Source organism: Acidovorax sp. 22279 (genome assembly GCF_052045435.1).
Classification (GTDB): Bacteria; Pseudomonadota; Gammaproteobacteria; order Burkholderiales; family Burkholderiaceae_C; genus Acidovorax; species Acidovorax delafieldii.
On sequence record NZ_JBQEOV010000021.1, the window covers coordinates 20,435 to 37,781 of the forward strand.

Here is a 17,347-nt window from a genome sequence, read left to right on the forward strand (position 1 = left end):
GATGCCCCGTTACCCCGTGCCACCGAGGGAAATCCGGGTAAACCCGCTGCCGCCTGCACGCAGAGGCAAGCGTTTTGTGCACGCTGAGCGCAGCGCGCATGAGCGCGTCTGCCTACGATTCCCGGCACGGCGTGCACCACGCAGGCCCCATCCGAGGAGACACACAATGACAGCACACCAACCCTCCAAGCGCCAGTGGATCAAGGGCGCCGCCGCCACGGTCGGCACCCTGGCCGTGGCACCCCAGCTGTGGGCCCAGGGCAACAGCGCGGCATCCGTGCGCATCGGTTATGCCATTGCCCGCACGGGCCCCTGGGCGGCCGGTGCCCAGGTCAGCCAGGAGCCCAACTACCTGCTGTGGGCCGAGCAAGTGAACGCAGCGGGCGGCCTGAGCGTGAAGGGCACCAAGCGCCCCATCGAACTCATAGGCTACGACGACCGCAGCGAGACCGAAACCTGCGTGCGCACCTACGAAAAGCTGATGGGCAGCGACAAGGTGGACCTGATCCTGCCGCCCTGGGGCTCGGGTGCCAACTTCGCCATCGCGCCGCTGGCCAACCGCTTCGGCTACCCGCTGCTGGCACCCACGGCGCTGTCGCGCAAGCTCATCGACATGAACCTGCCCTACTTCTTCTCGCTGCTGCAGCAGCCCGACAAGATGATGGGTGCGCTGGTGGACATGCTGGTGGCCAACAACGTCAAGACCATTGCCATCGTCTACATGGACGACCTGTTTGGCCTGGAGAACTTCGCCGCGCTGAACAACGCGCTCAAGAAGACCAGCATCCAGGTGCTGGAGCGCAAGAGCTACCCGCTGGGCGTGAAGGACCTGGCGCCCGTGCTGCGCGGCATCAAGGACCAGAACCCCGACGCCTTCATCGGCATCACGTACCCGCCCGACACCATCCTGGCCAGCCGCCAGGCGCGCGAGGTGGGGCTGAACCCCAAGTTCTTCTACGCCTCGGTGGGCACGGCCTTCCAGCTCTACAAGAACGTGATGGCCGCCAACACCGAGGGCGTGATTGGCATGGGATCTTGGAGCGTGAAGACAAGCCCCGAGGCCAAGGCGTACTTCGACGCCCACGTGAAGAAGTTCAACAAGGAGCCCGACCGCTGGGCCAGCGGCCATGCCTGGGCAGGCCTACAGATCCTGCAGCAGGCCGTGGAGAAGGCGGGCCTGGACCGCAAGGCCCTGCGCGAGCACATCGCCAAGAACGAGTTCCAGACCATCCTGGGCGGCATCCGCTTCCAGGGCAGCGAGAACGCGTCCATCCCCGGCACCGTGAGCCAGTGGCAGGGCAGCGACTTCGAAGTCGTGTGGCCCAAGGACCGAGCCACCGCGCAGTTAAACACCGCGAAACCAGCCTGGAAATAACAAAGTGTCTCTGACTTCCTGGGCCGAACTGGTCGCCAGTGGCCTCATTACCGGCGGCATCTATGCGCTGGTGGCCATGGGCCTGAACCTGCAATACGGGCTGATGCGCATCATGAACATCTCGCATGGCGAGTTCCTGATGCTGGGCGCCTTCCTCACCTGGTCCGCGCACACCCTGTGGGGCATCTCGCCGCTGCTGCTCATGCCGCTGGCTTTCATCGCGCTGTTTGCGCTGGGCGTGGTGGTGCATGCGCTGTGCTTCAAGCGCCTGGCCGCCCGCGCACCCAATGTGGACGTGTTCGAGGCGCGCAGCCTGATGGTGGGCTTTGGCCTCATGTTCCTGGTGCAGAACACCGCCCTGCTGATCTGGGGCGGTGACCTGCGTGGGTACGAATACCTGGCCGACCCGGTGCAGATTGCGGGCATGCGCTTCACTGAAAACAAGCTGGTGTTGTTTGGCGTGGCACTGGCGCTGTCGGCCGCGCTGATCGCGCTGCTCAAGCTCACGCTGCTGGGCAAGGCCGTGCGGGCACTGATGCAGTCGCCCACGGGAGCGCAGCTGGTGGGCATCAACACGCGGCGCCTGCATCCGATGATGTTTGGCATTGGCCTGGGCCTGTCGGGCGTGGCGGGTGCGCTGCTGTCCATGACGTATGAGATTTCTCCGTCGATGGGTGAGCCCTATACCGTGACGGCGCTGATCGTGATCACGCTGGGCGGCTTTGGCAGCCTGGCGGGCAGTCTGGCCGGCGGCCTGCTGCTGGGCGTGGTCGAGGCGCTGGGCATGCACTTCAGCAGCCCGTCTCTCAAGATGCTGCTGAGCTATGCAGTGTTCATCGGCGTGCTGATCTGGCGCCCCAACGGACTGTTCTCCAAAAAATGACTTCCCTTCATTCCAACAAGCCTTGGCTGGCCTTGGCAGCGGGGGTGGCGGTGGTCGCCACCCTGCCCTGGCTGGTGTCCGAGTTCGCCACCTCGGTGCTGCTCAGCTGCCTGATGTACATCGCGCTGGCCACCAGCTGGTCGCTGTTCTGCGGCGCTACCCGCTACCTGTCGCTGGCCACGTCGGCCTTCTTCGGCATTGGTGCGTACACCAGTGCCACGCTGCTGACCGTACTGCCGTGGCCGCTGGTGATCGTGTCCGGTGCTTTGATTGCCTCCATCGTGGCGGTTGTGATGGGCGCCGCCGTGCTGCACCTGCGCGGCACCTACTTCGCGGTGCTGACCTTCGGCATGACCGAGCTGATCCGCCACGCAGTCACCTTTGTCGAAAAGCAGGTATCGGGCACCGTGGGCCGCGTGCTCACGGTGGTGCCCAGCAACGAAACGGTGTACCTCACCGTGCTGCTGATCGCGGCGGCGGCCATTGCCACCGCCATTGCCATCCAGCGCAGCCGGTTTGGCCTCGCACTGGCAGGCATCGGTGCTGACGAGCAGCGCGCCCAGACGCTGGGCGTGGACACGCGCCTGGCCAAGATTGCGGGCTTTGGCATCACCGCCGCCTTTGCAGGCGCCGTGGGCGCGGCCATGGCCGTTCGCTGGACGTACATCGAGCCCGCTGCGGTGTTCAGTCCCTTCATCGGCTTCCAGACCGTGCTGATCGCACTGATCGGCGGCGCGACCAGCATTGGCGGCCCCATCCTGGCGGCCATCGTGTTCAGCCTGCTGGCCGAAACCCTGCGCCTGCAGCTGCCCTACGGCTACATGATGGTGCTGGGCCTGCTGCTGATTCTGTGCGTGATGTACCTGCCCAATGGCCTGGCCACACTGTGGCAACGGCGAAAGCCTGCTGCGGAGGCGCACCATGGTTGAAGCGCTTTTGACCATTGACAGCGTGACCGTGCGCTTTGGCGGCCTCACCGCCGTAGACGGTGTAAGTGCCACGCTGCACACGGGCGAGCTCATCGGCATCATCGGCCCCAACGGCGCGGGCAAGACCACGTTCTTCAACGCCATCTCGGGCGTGCACCCCCCCACCTCGGGCACGCTGCACAGTGGCGCTGACAACCTCACCGGCAAGGGCCCCCACCACTATGCGGCCCACGGCATCGCGCGCACCTTCCAGACGCCGCGTGTGTTCCCCGACATGACGGTGCGCGACAACGTGCGTTTTGGCATGCAGTTCGCAGGCCGCCACCGCCAGGGGCCTGCGGGTCTGCGCAGCGAGGAGGAAATCCTCGCCATGCTGGGCCTGGCGCACCTGGCCGACCGCCCCGCAGCCGACGTGACGCCGTCGCAGCAGCGCCTGTTGGAGATTGGCATGGCCCTGGGCACACGCCCGCGCCTGCTGCTGCTCGACGAGGTGGCTGCGGGCCTGACAGAGGCCGAGGTGGACGCCATGGCCCAGCGCATCCGCCGCCTGCGCGACGACTGGGGTCTGACGGTGGTGTGGATCGAGCACGCGGTGACCACGCTGCTGAAGTACGTAGAGCGCGTGCTGGTGCTGCACCAGGGCCGCAAGATTGCCGACGGCACGCCCGCCGAGGTGGTGCGCGACCCGCAGGTGATCGAGGCCTATCTGGGTGACGAAATGACAGCCACCAGCGAAGGAGCCACGGCATGAGCGGCGCACACCTCACCGTGCAGAACCTGACCACGGGCTACCACGGCTTTCAGGTGCTGCAGGACCTGACACTGGAAGCCGCGCCCGGCATCACCGTCATCGTCGGCCCCAACGGCGCGGGCAAGACCACGCTGCTCAAGGCGTTGGCGGGCCTGCTGCCGCGCCAAGGCTCGGTGACGCTCGACGGCCAGGCCGTGCCTGCAATGAACGCCACGGCCTGCGTGCAACGCGGCCTGGCGCTGGTCGCCGAAGGTCGCCAGTTGTTCCCGCAGATGACGGTGACCGAGAACCTGGAGCTGGGCGGCTGGCTGGTGCCGTCGCGGGTGCGCGCCGAGCGGTTGCACCAGGCGTTTGAAGACTTTCCCCGCCTCAAGGAACGCGCCACACAGCTCGCCGGCACCATGAGCGGCGGCGAGCAGCAGATGGTCGCCGTGGCCCGCGCCATGATGAGCGGCCCGCGCCTGCTGATGCTGGACGAGCCCTCGCTGGGCCTGGCGCCGCGCATGGTCGATGAGCTGCTCGCCATCGTGCAGCGCATTGCCGCACAGGGCGTCACCGTGCTCATGGTGGAGCAGAACGTGCGCAAGGCACTGCAGATCGCGCAGCGCGGCTATGTGCTGGAGCGAGGACGCATCGTGGCGTCTGGCGCAGCCTCTGAATTGCTGCAGTCCGACGTGGTTCGACAAGCCTACCTGGGCGTGACCTGAATACCTCTTTCCCCCTTTTTTATCTGTTCTTTTTCAGGAGCTTTCAATGACTGCCATTTCCATGCTGATCAACGGCGAGCGCGTGCAAGCCACCGGCGGCGCCACGTTTGAGCGTCGCAACCCGCTGGACGGATCGGTCGCCACCACGGCACCCGCTGCCAGCGTGGCCGACGCCAAGGCCGCTGCCGACGCAGCCGCCAAGGCCTTCCCTGCCTGGTCGGCCCTGGGCCCCAACGCGCGCCGCGCGCTGCTGCTCAAGGCAGCACATGCGCTGGAGGCCCGCACGGCCGACTTTGCGGTGGCCATGGCGGCCGAGACCGGCGCCTCGGGCATGTGGGCGGGCTTTAACGTGCACCTGGCTGCCGGCCTGCTGCAGGAAGCCGCCGCCCTGACCACGCAGATTGCAGGCGAAGTGATTCCGTCCGACGTGCCCGGCAGCCTGGCCATGGGTGTGCGCCAGGCGGCGGGCGTAGTGCTGGGCATTGCACCGTGGAACGCACCCGTCATCCTGGGCGTGCGCGCCATCGCCACCCCGCTGGCCTGCGGCAACACGGTGATCCTGAAGGGGTCGGAGCTGTGCCCCGCCACACACGGCCTCATCATCGAGGCGCTGCAGGAGGCCGGTTTGCCCCCCGGCGTGGTGAACTTTGTGACCAACGCACCCGCCGACGCAGGCGCCGTCGTCGAGGCCATCGTGGCCCACCCGGCAGTGCGCCGCATCAACTTCACCGGCTCCACCAAGGTGGGCCGCATCATTGCGCAGACCTGCGCCAAGTACCTCAAGCCCGTGGTGCTGGAACTGGGCGGCAAGGCCCCCCTGCTGGTGCTGGATGACGCGGACATCGACGCCGCTGTCGCAGGCACCGTGTTCGGCGCATTCGCCAACTCGGGCCAGATCTGCATGTCCACCGAACGCATCATTGTGGACAACGCCGTGGCCGACGCGTTTGTGGCCAAGCTGGGCGAGCGCGCCAAGGCCCTGCCCCTGGGCGACCCACGCAAGGGCCCGGTGGTGCTGGGCTCGGTGGTGGACATGACCACGGTGCAGCGCTGCAACGCCCTCATCGACGACGCACTGGCCAAGGGCGCCAAGCTGGTCTGCGGCGGCAAGAGCGACAGCACGCTGATGCAGGCCACGGTGCTCGACCACGTGACGTCCGCGATGGACATCTACCGAGAAGAATCCTTCGGCCCCGTCAAACCCGTGGTGCGCGTGAATGGTGTCGAGGAAGCCGTTGCCTGCGCCAACGACAACGAGTTCGGCCTGTCATCCGCCGTGTTCAGCCGCGATGTGGCCAAGGCGTGGAATGTGGCCGCACGCATCGAGTCGGGCATCTGCCACGTCAACGGCCCCACGGTGCATGACGAAGGCCAGATGCCTTTTGGCGGCGTGAAAAGTTCGGGCTATGGCCGCTTTGGTGGCATGGCGGGCGTGCGCGAGTTCACCGAGTTGCGCTGGATCACGGTGCAGACGACACCCCGCCACTACCCCTTCTGAAAAAAAAAGATAGCTGCTACCGCTTGCTGGACAGGCGGTAGCGGCCTTTTTTATTCAGATAATCAAACCGTGATCGCATCCAGCGGCCAACGCGGCTTCACGTCAAAGGCGTAGTCGGTGTTGGCGTGCTGCTGCCCTGCCTGCAGCCGCATGGCCGCTGCCATGGCAATCATGGCGCCGTTGTCGGTGCACAGGTGCAACTCAGGGTAGTGCACGCGCACCTTGGCCGCAGCGCAGGCCGCATTGAGTTGCGCACGCAGGTGCCGGTTGGCCCCTACGCCACCGGCGACCACCACACGTTTCAGGCCGGTCTGCTTGAGCGCGGCCAGCGTCTTCTTCACCAGCACTTCGACAATCGCAGCCTCGGTGCTCGCCGCCAGGTCGGCCTTGCGTGCCTCCAGCTCATCGCCCAGCTTCTTGGCCTGCGTGAGCACCGCTGTCTTGAGCCCGGCAAAAGAGAAGTCGAGATTGCCACTGTGCAGCAGCGGGCGTGGCAGCTTGAAGGCTGTGGCATCGCCCTGCTCAGCCAGGCGCGACAGCGCAGGGCCCCCGGGGTAGCCCAGGCCCATGAGTTTGGCGGACTTGTCGAACGCCTCGCCAGCCGCATCGTCAATGGTCTCGCCCAGGATCTCGTAACGGCCCACGCCATCCACCCGCATCAGCTGCGTGTGGCCGCCCGAGACGAGCAGGGCCACAAAAGGGAACTCTGGCGGGTCGGCGCTGAGGAAGGGCGACAGCAGGTGCCCCTCCAGGTGGTGCACGCCCAGCACCGGCTTGTTGAGCGCTGCGCCCAGCGCGCAGGCCACGCCAGCGCCTACCAGCAGCGCACCCGCCAGGCCCGGGCCGCGGGTGTAGGCCACCACGTCCACATCGGCCAGCGACTGGCCAGACTCGGTGATCACCTGCGTGGCCAGCGGCAGCACGCGGCGGATGTGGTCACGGCTGGCCAGTTCGGGGACCACGCCGCCATAGGCCTGGTGCATCTCGATCTGGCTGTGCAGCGCGTGCGACAGCAGCGTAGGCACGGCATTGCCCGTGGAACGGACCAATGCCACGCCCGTCTCGTCGCACGAAGATTCAATACCCAGGATCAGCAAGCTCATGCCCCGAGTGTAAAACCCGGGGCCGATCCGTCCCGGAGGGCTGTTTACCAGCGGTCTGACCGCATGCGCAGTTCCCAGTTGCCGCTGCGCAGCTCGTACACACCCACGGCACCGTAGCGCTGCTCGCCCTTCTCATCCCAGGTCATGGTGCCAATCACCGGGGCATAGCCGTTGATGCTGTGCAGGGCCTTGGTGATTTCCTTGGGGTCGGCGGACTTGGCTTTCTGGATGGCTGCCGAAAGCACATACGTGCTGTCGTAGCTGTAGTGGCCGCCATAGGCAGGAGGCTTCTTGAAGGCGGCGATGTACTTTTCCAGGAAGGGCTTGCCGGTGGTGAACTCCTTGGCTTCCAGCACTGGCGAGGTGGCGTACAGCCCCTGCACGATGCCTGCGCCCTTGGTCATGTCGGTGGTCTTGATGGTGTCGCCACCCAGCAGGCTGACCTTGGTGTGGTCTACCTTCTTGAGCGCTTCGAGCAGCGCCAGGGCCTGGAAGTCGTTGAGGGTAGAGACAATCACCTCCACGTTGGCGGCCTTGAGCTCACCGGCCAGCTCGTCGAAGGCCACGGTCTTGTCGTCGAACGACTTGCGCACCACCACTTCCTTTTTCTCGGCCTTGAGCTGTTCGGCAGCGCCATCGGCGAGGCCCTTGCCGTACGGGGTGCCGTCGTCCAGTGCGGCGTAGCGGTTGGCGCCCAGCTGCGTGGCCGCAAAGGAGCCGATGGCGCGCGCCTGCAAGGTGTCATTGGCCACCATGCGGAACGTGGTGGGGAACCCGAGCTGCGTGAACTTGGGATTGGTGGAGATGGCGATCTGTGGAATGTCTTTGGCAGCGTAGATGGGTGCGGTCTCGATGCTCACGCCCGAGTTGAGGTGGCCCACGACGGCTACCACGCCCGCATCCACCAGCTGCTGGGCGACCGCCTTGCCGGTGGTGGCGTCGGCCTTGTCATCCACGGACACGACCTCCAAGGTCACGCGCTTGCCGTCCACGGTGTAGCCGGACTTGTTGAGTTCCTCCACCGCCAGCTTCACGCCATTGAGCAGATCCTGCCCCAAGGCGCCCAGCGGGCCGCTCAAGGGCTGTGCAACACCAATTTTGATGGTGTCCGGCACCTTGCCGCATCCGGTCAGGAGTGCAGCAGTCGCCACTGCGGTCAAGGCCAGGCTGGCCGAGAAGCGGCGCCGGTTCATGTGCTTGTTCATGCAAAAAACTCCATTTCAGTGTGTCTGTGTGACCAGATGTATATGCGACGCTCCGCTGGGTGAGCTACCGGGTATGCCCTCCCACGGTGTCAGTATTAGCAACTTTCAGGCCCCACAACGGGGGCCAGGGCACCCAGGCGTGGCGGGCCTGGGGCCGGTATGGGCCCTGCGTGAAAGCCCATCGCAACGGCGCTCTGGGGCCGTGCACCACCCCGGCGCACCAATTTGTGGCGTAAAAATTGCTTATGCTTACGGGTATGAATGAGGCTTTGCGCATCGTGGTGGTTGCCCCGGATCTGGCAGTCGCCGACCCTGACGACGAACACGCCATGGAGCAGGCGGAACGGTCGCGGGCGCTGCGCATCGGGCTGCTGGAGAACAACTTCAACCTGGTGGCCACGCTGCCCGCCGACGTGTTTCTGAGCGAGCGCATTGCCCAGCTGCAGCCTGACCTGATCATCGTGGACGCCGAGAGCGAAGCCCGCGACGCGCTGGAGCATGTGGTGATGGCCACACGCGACGAACGCCGCCCCATCGTGATGTTCACCAACGATGAAGACACCTCGCACGTGAAGGACGCGGTGGCGGCCGGTGTGTCTGCCTACATCGTGGCGGGCTTGGCACCGCAGCGCATCCGCCCCATTCTGGACGTGGCCATGGCCCGCTTCCAGCACGAACAGGCCTTGCGCGCCGAGCTGGCCGACGCCAAGACCGAGCTCAAAGACCGCAAGACCATCGACCGCGCCAAGGGCCTGTTGATGCAGCGCCAGGGCCTGACCGAACAGGCCGCCTACGAAAAGCTGCGCAAGACCGCCATGGACAAGGGCCTGAAGCTCGTGGACGTGGCTCAGCGCATGCTGGACGTGATGGATCTGCTGGGGTAAAAACAGAGAACAACCCCCTGAGCGGCTGCGCCGCTTCCCCCTTCTCTCGAATGATTGCGTCATTCGGGAAGGGGGACGATGCCCTCGCTGCGGTGCGGCCCTTGCTTGGCATCCCTCGCCTGGGCCGCGCCCAATTCCAAGGCCCCTCCCAAATGGTGCGCCGCACAAAGGCAGTGCGACCACACTGATCACAACAAGAACACCCCTGCTGCAAGCCCCGCAGGCGTGTAGCGCTTATTGATCAAGCGCTGACAGCTATCTATTCCATAGCAACCAACGCTCCAACATGGCGCAGCGCACGCTGGCACGCGCTTTGCATTGCACAGTGCAAGACCAATGCAGGTCTGACCACTGACAGCACTGACCCAACGGCGGGCCGGTGCTGGCAAGGAGCCCCGGACCCGTTCCAGGCTCCACCCAGGACAAAGGCGTCCCCACCCGCTCCCGGCGTTGCTTTGATGCAGCCAGGCGCGGTGTGAGGACGCCTTTTTTGTTTTTCACGCCACCAGGGATGCCCCATGACCGATCTGTTGAAAACCAGCCTCAACCGCCGCACCGTGCTGCAGGCCGCCACCGTGGGCGCTGTGGGTGTAAGCCCCGCGCTGCGCGCGCTCGTCCACGCAGCGGGCTCCGACGCCCCCGAGAAGAAGGAAGTCAAGATCGGCTTCATCCCGCTGACCGACTGCGCCAGCGTGGTCATGGCTTCGGTGCTGGGCTTCGACAAGAAATACGGCGTGACCATCGTCCCCAACAAGGAAGCCAGCTGGGCCGGCGTGCGCGACAAGCTGGTCAACGGCGAACTGGACTTTGCCCATGTGCTCTACGGCCTGGTCTATGGAGTGCACCTGGGCACCGCCGGTCCCAAGAAGGACATGGCCGTGCTCATGAACCTGAACAACAACGGTCAGGCCATCACCCTCTCCAAGGCCCTGGCCGACAAGGGTGCGGTGGATGGCCCGTCCCTGGCCAAGCTCATGGCCAGCGAGAAGCGTGAATACACATTTGCGGGCACCTTCCCCACAGGCACCCACGCGATGTGGATGCACTACTGGCTGGCAGCGGCGGGCATCAACCCGCTATCGGGTGCCAAGCTCATCACCGTGCCCCCGCCGCAGATGGTGGCCAACATGCGCGTGGGCAACATGGACGGCTTTTGTGTGGGCGAGCCCTGGAACCACCGCGCCATCATGGATGGCATTGGCATCACGGCCAACACCACGCAGGACATCTGGAAGGACCACCCCGAGAAGGTGCTGGGCACCACGGCCGAGTTCGTCAAGAAGTACCCCAACACCACGCGCGCCGTGATGATGGCCGTGCTCGAAGCCAGCCAGTGGATCGACGCCAGCCTGTCCAACAAAATGAAGATGGCCGAGACCGTGGCCGGCAAGGCGTATGTGAACACGGGCGTGGATGCCATCAACCAGCGCATCCTGGGCCGCTACCAGAACGGTCTGGGCAAGACCTGGGACGACCCCAACCACATGAAGTTCTTCAACGACGGCGCGGTGAACTTCCCCTACCTGTCGGACGGCATGTGGTTCCTGACCCAGCACAAGCGCTGGGGCTTGCTGAAGAGCCACCCCGACTACCTGGCCGTGGCCAAGGAGGTCAATCAGGTCGAGCTGTACAAGTCGGTGGCCAGCGCCATGAAGATCAGCGTGCCCAAGGATGTGCTGCGCACCAGCAAGCTCATCGACGGCGTGGTGTGGGACGGCAAGGACCCCGCCAAGTACGCCGACGGCTTCAAGATCAAGGCCTGACGGCAAGCCTGCCCCAGCGCCCGCCCGGCCACCCCGCCAGCCAGCCCTGCACAGGAGAACACCATGGTCAGTGCCGTCTTTCACTCCCCGTTGGATGCAGCCCCCGTGGCCGCACAGAATGCTATGAATACTGTAGCTGCAAGCGCATCATCCACTAGCGCAAGAAGCCAAAAGGCTGCGATATCTGCCCCCAAGGCACCTGCAACGCCCTCTAGCGTGGCCACTGGCCTCGACTGGTCCGCCCTCTCGCGCAGCTTCTGGCTGGCCGTGCTGCCGCCACTGTGTGGCCTGGGCCTGCTCATCGGACTGTGGGCGGTGGTCTCCACCACCACGGGCGGCAGCATCCCCAGCCCCAAGGACACCTGGCTGCAGGCGCTGGAAGTGTTCAGCAACCCCTTCTACCGCAACGGCCCCAACGACCAGGGCGTGGGCTGGAATGTACTGATGAGCCTGCAGCGCGTGGCCATCGGCTTCGGCATGGCGGCGCTGGTGGGCATCCCCGCGGGGTTTGTGATCGGACGCTTCAACTTCCTGTCGCGCATGTTCAATCCGCTCATCAGCCTGCTGCGCCCCGTGTCGCCCCTGGCGTGGCTGCCGATCGGTCTGCTGGTCTTCAAAGGCGCCAACCCGGCGGCCATCTGGACCATCTTCATCTGCTCCATCTGGCCCATGATCATCAACACCGCCGTGGGTGTGCAGCGCGTACCGCAGGACTACATGAACGTGGCCCGCGTGCTCAACCTGAGCGAATGGAAGATCGCCACCAAGATCCTGTTCCCCGCCGTGCTGCCCTACATGCTGACCGGTGTGCGCCTGGCCGTGGGCACCGCGTGGCTGGTGATCGTGGCGGCCGAGATGCTGACCGGCGGCGTGGGCATCGGCTTCTGGGTGTGGGACGAGTGGAACAACCTCAACGTCAAGAACATCATCATCGCGATCTTCGTGATCGGCATCGTCGGGCTGCTGCTGGAGTTTGCACTCATCAAGCTGGCCACCGCATTTACGTTTGAAGAGGTGAAAGCATGAACACGACAGCTCCATCCCCCCACCCTTCCATGAGCACCAAGTTCATCGAGATCCACGGCGTCGAGCAGACCTTCAAGACGGCCAAGGGCCTGTTCCCGGCGCTGCGCGACATTCACCTGACGATTGCCAAGGGCGAGTTCGTTGCGCTCATCGGCCACTCGGGCTGCGGCAAGTCCACACTGCTCAACCTGATTGCCGGCCTGACGACCCCCACCAACGGCGCGCTGCTGTGCGCCAACAAGGAGATCAAGGGACCGGGGCCGGAGCGCGCGGTGGTGTTCCAGAACCACTCGCTGCTGCCCTGGCTCACCTGCTTTGACAACATCTACCTGGCTGTGGAGCGCGTGTTTGGCGCCAAGGAAACCAAGGCCCAGCTCAAGGCCCGCACCGACGCCGCATTGGCGCTGGTGGGCCTGACCCACGCGGGGCAAAAACGTCCGGGCGAAATCTCGGGCGGCATGAAGCAGCGCGTGGGCATCGCCCGGGCCCTGAGCATGGAGCCCCAGGTGCTGCTGATGGACGAGCCCTTCGGCGCGCTCGACGCCCTGACCCGCGCCAAGCTGCAGGACGAGCTGCTGGAGATCGTTGCGCGCACCCAAAGCACCGTGGTGATGGTGACCCACGACGTGGACGAAGCCGTGCTGCTGTCCGACAAGATCGTGATGATGACCAACGGCCCGGCTGCCACGATTGGCGAGGTGCTGACCGTGGACTTGCCCCGCCCCCGCAAGCGCGTGGAGCTGGCCGAGGACCCGCAGTATGTGCACTACCGCAAGGCGGTGATCGACTTTCTGTACACGCGCCAGGGGCACGTCGAAAAAGCCGCTTGAGCGGCCGGTCAGCAGCGCACCCGGCCGCCCAAAACAAAAGGACTCTGACCAGATCGGTCAGAGCCCTTTTTCGCTGTGTCCGCTTGGCAGAGCCGCCGCACGCGCGCAGCTCCAGACCAGCGCACCCGCGCAAGGGCTGCCCCGCCGCTCTGGGTGCGTCCCCCTTCCCGCATGGCGCAGACCTTCGAGAGAAGGGGGAAGGCGCGCAGCGCCTCAGGGGGGTGCTCCTAGTGACTCCCGGTGATGTAGTTCTCCAACTGCTCAATGATGAATTTCTGCTCGGAGATGATGTCCTTGACCAGGTCGCCAATGGAAATCATGCCCACGAGCTTGCCGCCATCCACCACGGGCAAATGGCGCAGGCGGTTATTGCTCATGAGCTGCATGCACTGCTCGCTGGTCTGGTCCGGGCGCACAAACATCACAGCGGTTGTCATCACATCCTTGACCTGGGTGACGGCAGAAGTGCGCCCCATGAGGGCAATTTTGCGGGCGTAGTCCCGCTCGGTGAAGATGCCGACGATAGACGCGCCCTCGGTCACGATGAGCGCGCCAATGCCCTTGTCGGCCATGAGCTGGAGGGCGTCCAGCACGGAGGCAGCAGGGCTGATGGTGTGGACGGTGGCGTCGGGTTTGGACTGAAGAATCTTGGCGACTGCGGTCATGGAAACCTCCCTCGTGAAAACGGAAACAGGCACAGAGAGATTTCAGCCCATAAGCCCCGTGGGCGCAACCCACGCAAGCCCCATGTGCGGCGCTTTTTGAGCATGCTGTTGCGCGGCGAATGCAACGGATGTTTCTGCGCCGTTGCATAGCGCACGCTGCGAAACAAACTGAAAAGAAGCGAAACCGCGGCGAGACGACGCCCCCGGCCTGCCCCGGCACGATGGAGCCCATGTTCAACGCACCGACCACGTTCACCTCTGCGGCATCTGTTGCCTGCCAGCGCCCGGCGGATTCCATGGCAAACCGCCAGGGTTCCGAGGGCAGGCAGACACGGCAGACGGCCCGGGAGATTGTTTCCAATACTGGAACAGTTAGTTCGCGACTCAGTGGTTTTTCTCTGAACAGCACCGGCGTACAGTTCATCCCATCGATGAGCCGAACCCGCAAGGCGACTCACCGAACCCGGTGCGAAGCGAGTCGTTTCTGATCTTCACCCGGTTTTTTGAGACGCTTTTTTAACTTCAAGGATTTCCATCATGAACAACACCGCACGTTTCCTGTCTATAGCCGCTGTTGCTGCTTTCGCTTCTTTCGGTGCCCAAGCCGACGAAGCCGACGCTTCGCAGTTCGCCACCCAATTCGAAACCAGCCGCACCCGCGCCGAAGTGATCGCCGAAGCCGCTACGGCTGTGCAAATGCGCAGCCAAGAGCCCGCAGGCTCCCGCGTGGTGACCTACAAGTCCACGGCTGACCGCGCTGCCGTGCGTGCCGAAGCTGCCGCACAAGCCATGCGCACTGGCCGCGTGGGCCCTGCTGAAGGCGGTTGATTCAATTTTTTGAATCCACAGCTTCACCCACCGCGTATTCCAGACACCTCGTCCCCATTTTTCGAATTTCACAGGAGTTTCATCATGAACAAGACTGCCCGTTTCCTCTCTATCGCCGCTGTCGCCGCTTTCGCTTCTTTTGGTGCCCAGGCTGACGAAGCCGATGCTTCGCAGTTCGCCACCAAGTTTGAAACCAACCGCACCCGCGCTGAAGTGCAAGCCGAAGCCGCTACCGTGGCTCAAACACGCAGCATTGAACCCGCTGGTTCGCGTGTGGTGACCTACAAGTCCACCGCTGACCGTGCTTCTGTGCGTGCCCAGGCTGCTGAAGCTGTGCGCACTGGCCAGATCTCTTCCGGCGAAATCGGCTCCCTGTAATTGGACCGGCCTGCACTTCGGTGCATATGAAAGATTGCAAATGCCAAAAGGCCGAGGCCCCAACAGGGGCCTCGGCCTTTTTCATGGCGCTTCGCGACACGGAGAGGTTCGAAGCCTGCCATCGACAGCTCAAAGGCTGCCAATGGCGTCCACCCCGATTTACTTGCCAGCGCGCGCCTGGGCCACGGCCCCTTGCACTTCCTTCCACAAGCCCTCGCCCACGTTGGCGGCAATGCTGGCGTTCACGGCGCTGAGCTTTTCGCGCATGCGGTTGGCTTCGGCGGCGGGCAGTTCGTTGACCTGCATGCCCTTGCCCTTGAGGTCGGCCAGCGCCTTGTCGGCCTCGGCACGCGTGTCCTGGCGCTCGAAGTCGCGGCTCTTCTTGGCGGCGTCGAGCAGCACCTTCTGCTCGGCCTTCGACAGGCCATCCCAGTACTTCTTGCTGACCAGCACGATCCAGGGGCTGTAGACGTGGTTGGTCACCGTGAGGTACTTCTGCACCTCATAGAACTTGCTCGACAGGATGGTGTTGTAGGGGTTCTCCTGGCCGTCCACCGTCTTGGTTTCCAGCGCGGTAAAGAGTTCGGAGAACGGCAGCGGCACAGCGTTGGCACCCAGGGTCTTGAAGCTGTCGAGGAACACGTTGTTCTGCATCACGCGCAGCTTGATGCCGTCCATGTCTTCGAGCTTGTTGACCGGGCGCTTGCTGTTGGTGAGGTTGCGGAAACCGTTCTCCCAGTACACCAGGCCCACCAGGCCCTTTTCCTGCAGCTTGTCCATCACCTTCTGGCCCACGGGGCCATCGAGCACCACGTCGGCTTCCTTGGCGTTGTTGAACAGGAACGGCGTGTCCCAGATCGCCATTTCCTTGGTAATGCCCACCAGGGTCGCGGTGGAGCCCACCATCATCTCCTGCGCGCCGCCGATCAGGGCCTGCTGCATCTGCACGTCAGAGCCCAGCGCAGCAGCACCTATGGCGCGAATCTTCATCTTGCCGCCCGAGGCCTTTTCCACTTCCTGGGCAAACAGTTTGGTGGCCCGGCCCTGGTTGGAGTCCTCGTTGAGGCCGTAGCCAAAACGGATGATGCGCGGCTTGAAGTCTTGGGCTGCGGCCTGGAACGAGCAGGTGATGGCAGCGACCGACAGGGCGGCCAGCAGGGTGCGACGGAAAGTTTTCATGGTTGTCTCCATTGGCAAGAAAAACGGGGAAGAGGAGCAGGCAAACGGCTAGCGCAGCCAGACGACGGGCGCAGTCACGATCTGCGGGAAGACCACCAGCAGCGCCAGAATCAGCACATAGGTGATGAGAAAAGGATTCACGCCCTTGATGACGCTGTGCATCGAGATGCGCCCCACACCTGCCACCACGTTGAGCACCGTGCCCACGGGCGGCGTGATGAGGCCAATGGCGCCGTTGAGCACGAACATCAGGCCGAAATACACCGGGTCGATCCCCGCCTTGACGGCGATGGGCAGCATCACAGGCGCGAAGATCAGGATGGTGGGCGTGAGGTCCAGCGCCGTGCCGATGAGCACCAGCACGATCATCATCACGGCCATCAACAGGCGCGGTTTCTCCACCAGCGGGCCCAGCCAGCTGGTCAGCACGTTGGGCAAGTCGGCCAGCGTGATCATGTAGCTGGCCACCTGGGCACCAGCACACAGGAACATCACGATGGAGGTCGTCTTGGCCGCCCGCACCAGCACGCCGTAGATGTCGGCCAGCTTCATCTCGCGGTGGATGAACAAGGCCACCACCAGGGCATAGAACGCAGCCACCACGGCGGCCTCGGTGGGCGTGAACACGCCGGTCTTCATACCGCCGATGATGATGAGCGGCATCAGCATGGCCCAGAAGGCGCGCACGGTGGCGCGCAGGCGGTCCTTGACGGGCAAGGGCTCGCCCTGGGGCAGGTCCATGCCGCGCAACACCCAGCGCCAGGCAAAGATGAGACCCACGCCCATCATCAGCCCCGGCACGATGCCCGACACGAAAAGCGCCGAGATCGAGGTATTGGTCGTCACACCGTAGATCACAAAGGGCATGGACGGCGGAATGATGGGCGCGATGATGCCGCCCGAGGCAATCAGCCCGGCGGATGTGTTCATGGGGTAGCCCTGCTGGCGCATCATGGGCAGCAGGATGGTGGCCAGCGCGGCGGTGTCGGCCAGGGCCGAGCCGCTCATGCTCGCCATCAGCACCGCAGCGCCAATGGCCACATAGCCCAGCCCACCCCGGATGTGCCCCACCCAGGCCTGCGCCATGTCGATGATGCGGCGGCTGATGCCGCCGGAGTTCATCAACTCACCCGCCAGGATGAAGAAGGGCACGGCCAGGAGCGGAAAGCTGTCCACCCCGGCCACCAGGTTCTGTGCGAGCAACTGCGCATCCCAGAAGTCGAGCACCCAGGCCATGCCTGCGCCCGTGAGCACCAGGGCCAAGCCCATGTTCATGCCCGTGCCCATCAGCACCAGCATGCCCAGCGAAAAAACAAGAAAAGCCTGCGCTTCGGGTCCCATGG

17 protein-coding genes are annotated in these 17,347 nt (G+C 64.5%); 12 read left to right on the forward strand and 5 right to left on the reverse strand.

Annotation, left to right across the window (positions count from 1 at the left end; genetic code table 11):
• Window positions 1–166 precede the first annotated feature (166 nt).
• From ACTJKQ_RS22030 to ACTJKQ_RS22055, 6 genes are read left to right on the forward strand one after another with little or no spacing between them, the layout of a single operon-like run.
• Complete coding sequence (locus tag ACTJKQ_RS22030; RefSeq protein WP_440598060.1) at window positions 167–1,375, forward strand: amino acid ABC transporter substrate-binding protein; 1,209 nt, start codon at window positions 167–169, stop codon at window positions 1,373–1,375.
• A gap of 4 nt (window positions 1,376–1,379) precedes the next feature.
• On the forward strand, window positions 1,380–2,258 hold the full coding sequence (locus tag ACTJKQ_RS22035) for a branched-chain amino acid ABC transporter permease (RefSeq protein ID WP_108498983.1): 879 nt from the start codon (window positions 1,380–1,382) through the stop codon (window positions 2,256–2,258).
• Entirely contained in the window at window positions 2,255–3,187 is a 933-nt protein-coding gene (locus ACTJKQ_RS22040; RefSeq protein ID WP_440598061.1) for a branched-chain amino acid ABC transporter permease, read from the forward strand. Before ACTJKQ_RS22035 ends, ACTJKQ_RS22040 begins: the two co-directional genes overlap by 4 nt.
• Entirely contained in the window at window positions 3,180–3,938 is a 759-nt protein-coding gene (locus ACTJKQ_RS22045) for an ABC transporter ATP-binding protein (RefSeq protein WP_440598062.1), read from the forward strand. Before ACTJKQ_RS22040 ends, ACTJKQ_RS22045 begins: the two co-directional genes overlap by 8 nt.
• The gene (locus ACTJKQ_RS22050) at window positions 3,935–4,645 is read left to right on the forward strand and encodes an ABC transporter ATP-binding protein (protein ID WP_440598063.1); all 711 of its coding nucleotides are present in this window, start codon (window positions 3,935–3,937) and stop codon (window positions 4,643–4,645) included. The genes ACTJKQ_RS22045 and ACTJKQ_RS22050 overlap by 4 nt, the downstream gene beginning before the upstream one ends.
• 46 nt (window positions 4,646–4,691) lie before the next feature.
• Entirely contained in the window at window positions 4,692–6,143 is a 1,452-nt protein-coding gene (locus ACTJKQ_RS22055) for an aldehyde dehydrogenase (protein ID WP_440598064.1), read from the forward strand.
• A 62-nt stretch (window positions 6,144–6,205) separates the two neighbouring features.
• Here ACTJKQ_RS22055 and tsaD read toward each other — a convergent pair whose 3' ends face one another.
• On the reverse strand, window positions 6,206–7,246 hold the full coding sequence (gene tsaD, locus ACTJKQ_RS22060) for a tRNA (adenosine(37)-N6)-threonylcarbamoyltransferase complex transferase subunit TsaD (RefSeq protein WP_440598065.1): 1,041 nt from the start codon (window positions 7,244–7,246) through the stop codon (window positions 6,206–6,208).
• Window positions 7,247–7,290: 44 nt separating this feature from the next.
• The gene (locus ACTJKQ_RS22065; protein WP_056743995.1) at window positions 7,291–8,451 is read right to left on the reverse strand and encodes a branched-chain amino acid ABC transporter substrate-binding protein; all 1,161 of its coding nucleotides are present in this window, start codon (window positions 8,449–8,451) and stop codon (window positions 7,291–7,293) included.
• A 257-nt stretch (window positions 8,452–8,708) separates the two neighbouring features.
• On the opposite strand from ACTJKQ_RS22065, the gene ACTJKQ_RS22070 reads away from it, so the two are divergent.
• The 4 genes from ACTJKQ_RS22070 to ACTJKQ_RS22085 all read left to right on the forward strand — a co-directional run bounded on the left by ACTJKQ_RS22070 (window position 8,709) and on the right by ACTJKQ_RS22085 (window position 12,954).
• Window positions 8,709–9,335 carry an ANTAR domain-containing response regulator gene (locus tag ACTJKQ_RS22070; protein WP_099730820.1) on the forward strand — a complete coding sequence of 209 codons (627 nt, stop codon included), beginning with the start codon at window positions 8,709–8,711 and terminating at the stop codon, window positions 9,333–9,335.
• A 518-nt stretch (window positions 9,336–9,853) separates the two neighbouring features.
• Complete coding sequence (locus ACTJKQ_RS22075; RefSeq protein ID WP_015015145.1) at window positions 9,854–11,098, forward strand: CmpA/NrtA family ABC transporter substrate-binding protein; 1,245 nt, start codon at window positions 9,854–9,856, stop codon at window positions 11,096–11,098.
• Window positions 11,099–11,161: 63 nt separating this feature from the next.
• A complete protein-coding gene (gene ntrB, locus ACTJKQ_RS22080) occupies window positions 11,162–12,124 on the forward strand; it encodes a nitrate ABC transporter permease (protein ID WP_440598066.1) in 963 nt (320 codons plus the stop codon).
• Window positions 12,121–12,954, forward strand: coding sequence for an ABC transporter ATP-binding protein (locus ACTJKQ_RS22085; RefSeq protein WP_056058319.1), 834 nt, complete (start codon window positions 12,121–12,123; stop codon window positions 12,952–12,954). Before ntrB ends, ACTJKQ_RS22085 begins: the two co-directional genes overlap by 4 nt.
• Window positions 12,955–13,181: 227 nt before the next feature.
• Here the strand turns inward: ACTJKQ_RS22085 and ACTJKQ_RS22090 are convergent, their stop codons facing one another.
• Window positions 13,182–13,619 (reverse strand): CBS domain-containing protein, encoded by a 438-nt coding sequence (locus tag ACTJKQ_RS22090; protein WP_291446731.1) that lies wholly within the window; start codon window positions 13,617–13,619, stop codon window positions 13,182–13,184.
• Between the two features lie 537 nt (window positions 13,620–14,156).
• On the opposite strand from ACTJKQ_RS22090, the gene ACTJKQ_RS22095 reads away from it, so the two are divergent.
• Both ACTJKQ_RS22095 and ACTJKQ_RS22100 read left to right on the forward strand, forming a co-directional pair.
• Window positions 14,157–14,447: a DUF4148 domain-containing protein gene (locus ACTJKQ_RS22095; protein ID WP_056058312.1), complete on the forward strand. Its 291-nt coding sequence runs from the start codon at window positions 14,157–14,159 to the stop codon at window positions 14,445–14,447.
• An 84-nt stretch (window positions 14,448–14,531) separates the two neighbouring features.
• Entirely contained in the window at window positions 14,532–14,825 is a 294-nt protein-coding gene (locus tag ACTJKQ_RS22100) for a DUF4148 domain-containing protein (protein ID WP_440598067.1), read from the forward strand.
• 159 nt (window positions 14,826–14,984) lie between these two features.
• Here the strand turns inward: ACTJKQ_RS22100 and ACTJKQ_RS22105 are convergent, their stop codons facing one another.
• Both ACTJKQ_RS22105 and ACTJKQ_RS22110 read right to left on the reverse strand, forming a co-directional pair.
• The gene (locus tag ACTJKQ_RS22105) at window positions 14,985–16,004 is read right to left on the reverse strand and encodes a TRAP transporter substrate-binding protein (protein ID WP_015015151.1); all 1,020 of its coding nucleotides are present in this window, start codon (window positions 16,002–16,004) and stop codon (window positions 14,985–14,987) included.
• A 48-nt stretch (window positions 16,005–16,052) separates the two neighbouring features.
• On the reverse strand, window positions 16,053–17,345 hold the full coding sequence (locus ACTJKQ_RS22110) for a TRAP transporter large permease (RefSeq protein ID WP_440598068.1): 1,293 nt from the start codon (window positions 17,343–17,345) through the stop codon (window positions 16,053–16,055).
• Between the last annotated feature and the right edge of the window lie 2 nt (window positions 17,346–17,347).

Coding starts and splice junctions, on each gene's coding strand:
- ACTJKQ_RS22030 (WP_440598060.1), top strand. CDS start 167: ATGACAGCACACCAACCCTCCAAGCGCCAGTGGATCAAGGGCGCCGCC.
- ACTJKQ_RS22040 (WP_440598061.1), top strand. CDS start 2,255: ATGACTTCCCTTCATTCCAACAAGCCTTGGCTGGCCTTGGCAGCGGGG.
- ACTJKQ_RS22045 (WP_440598062.1), top strand. CDS start 3,180: ATGGTTGAAGCGCTTTTGACCATTGACAGCGTGACCGTGCGCTTTGGC.
- ACTJKQ_RS22050 (WP_440598063.1), top strand. CDS start 3,935: ATGAGCGGCGCACACCTCACCGTGCAGAACCTGACCACGGGCTACCAC.
- ACTJKQ_RS22055 (WP_440598064.1), top strand. CDS start 4,692: ATGACTGCCATTTCCATGCTGATCAACGGCGAGCGCGTGCAAGCCACC.
- tsaD (WP_440598065.1), bottom strand. CDS start 7,246: ATGAGCTTGCTGATCCTGGGTATTGAATCTTCGTGCGACGAGACGGGC.
- ACTJKQ_RS22065 (WP_056743995.1), bottom strand. CDS start 8,451: ATGAACAAGCACATGAACCGGCGCCGCTTCTCGGCCAGCCTGGCCTTG.
- ACTJKQ_RS22070 (WP_099730820.1), top strand. CDS start 8,709: ATGAATGAGGCTTTGCGCATCGTGGTGGTTGCCCCGGATCTGGCAGTC.
- ACTJKQ_RS22075 (WP_015015145.1), top strand. CDS start 9,854: ATGACCGATCTGTTGAAAACCAGCCTCAACCGCCGCACCGTGCTGCAG.
- ntrB (WP_440598066.1), top strand. CDS start 11,162: ATGGTCAGTGCCGTCTTTCACTCCCCGTTGGATGCAGCCCCCGTGGCC.
- ACTJKQ_RS22085 (WP_056058319.1), top strand. CDS start 12,121: ATGAACACGACAGCTCCATCCCCCCACCCTTCCATGAGCACCAAGTTC.
- ACTJKQ_RS22090 (WP_291446731.1), bottom strand. CDS start 13,619: ATGACCGCAGTCGCCAAGATTCTTCAGTCCAAACCCGACGCCACCGTC.
- ACTJKQ_RS22095 (WP_056058312.1), top strand. CDS start 14,157: ATGAACAACACCGCACGTTTCCTGTCTATAGCCGCTGTTGCTGCTTTC.
- ACTJKQ_RS22100 (WP_440598067.1), top strand. CDS start 14,532: ATGAACAAGACTGCCCGTTTCCTCTCTATCGCCGCTGTCGCCGCTTTC.
- ACTJKQ_RS22105 (WP_015015151.1), bottom strand. CDS start 16,004: ATGAAAACTTTCCGTCGCACCCTGCTGGCCGCCCTGTCGGTCGCTGCC.
- ACTJKQ_RS22110 (WP_440598068.1), bottom strand. CDS start 17,345: ATGGGACCCGAAGCGCAGGCTTTTCTTGTTTTTTCGCTGGGCATGCTG.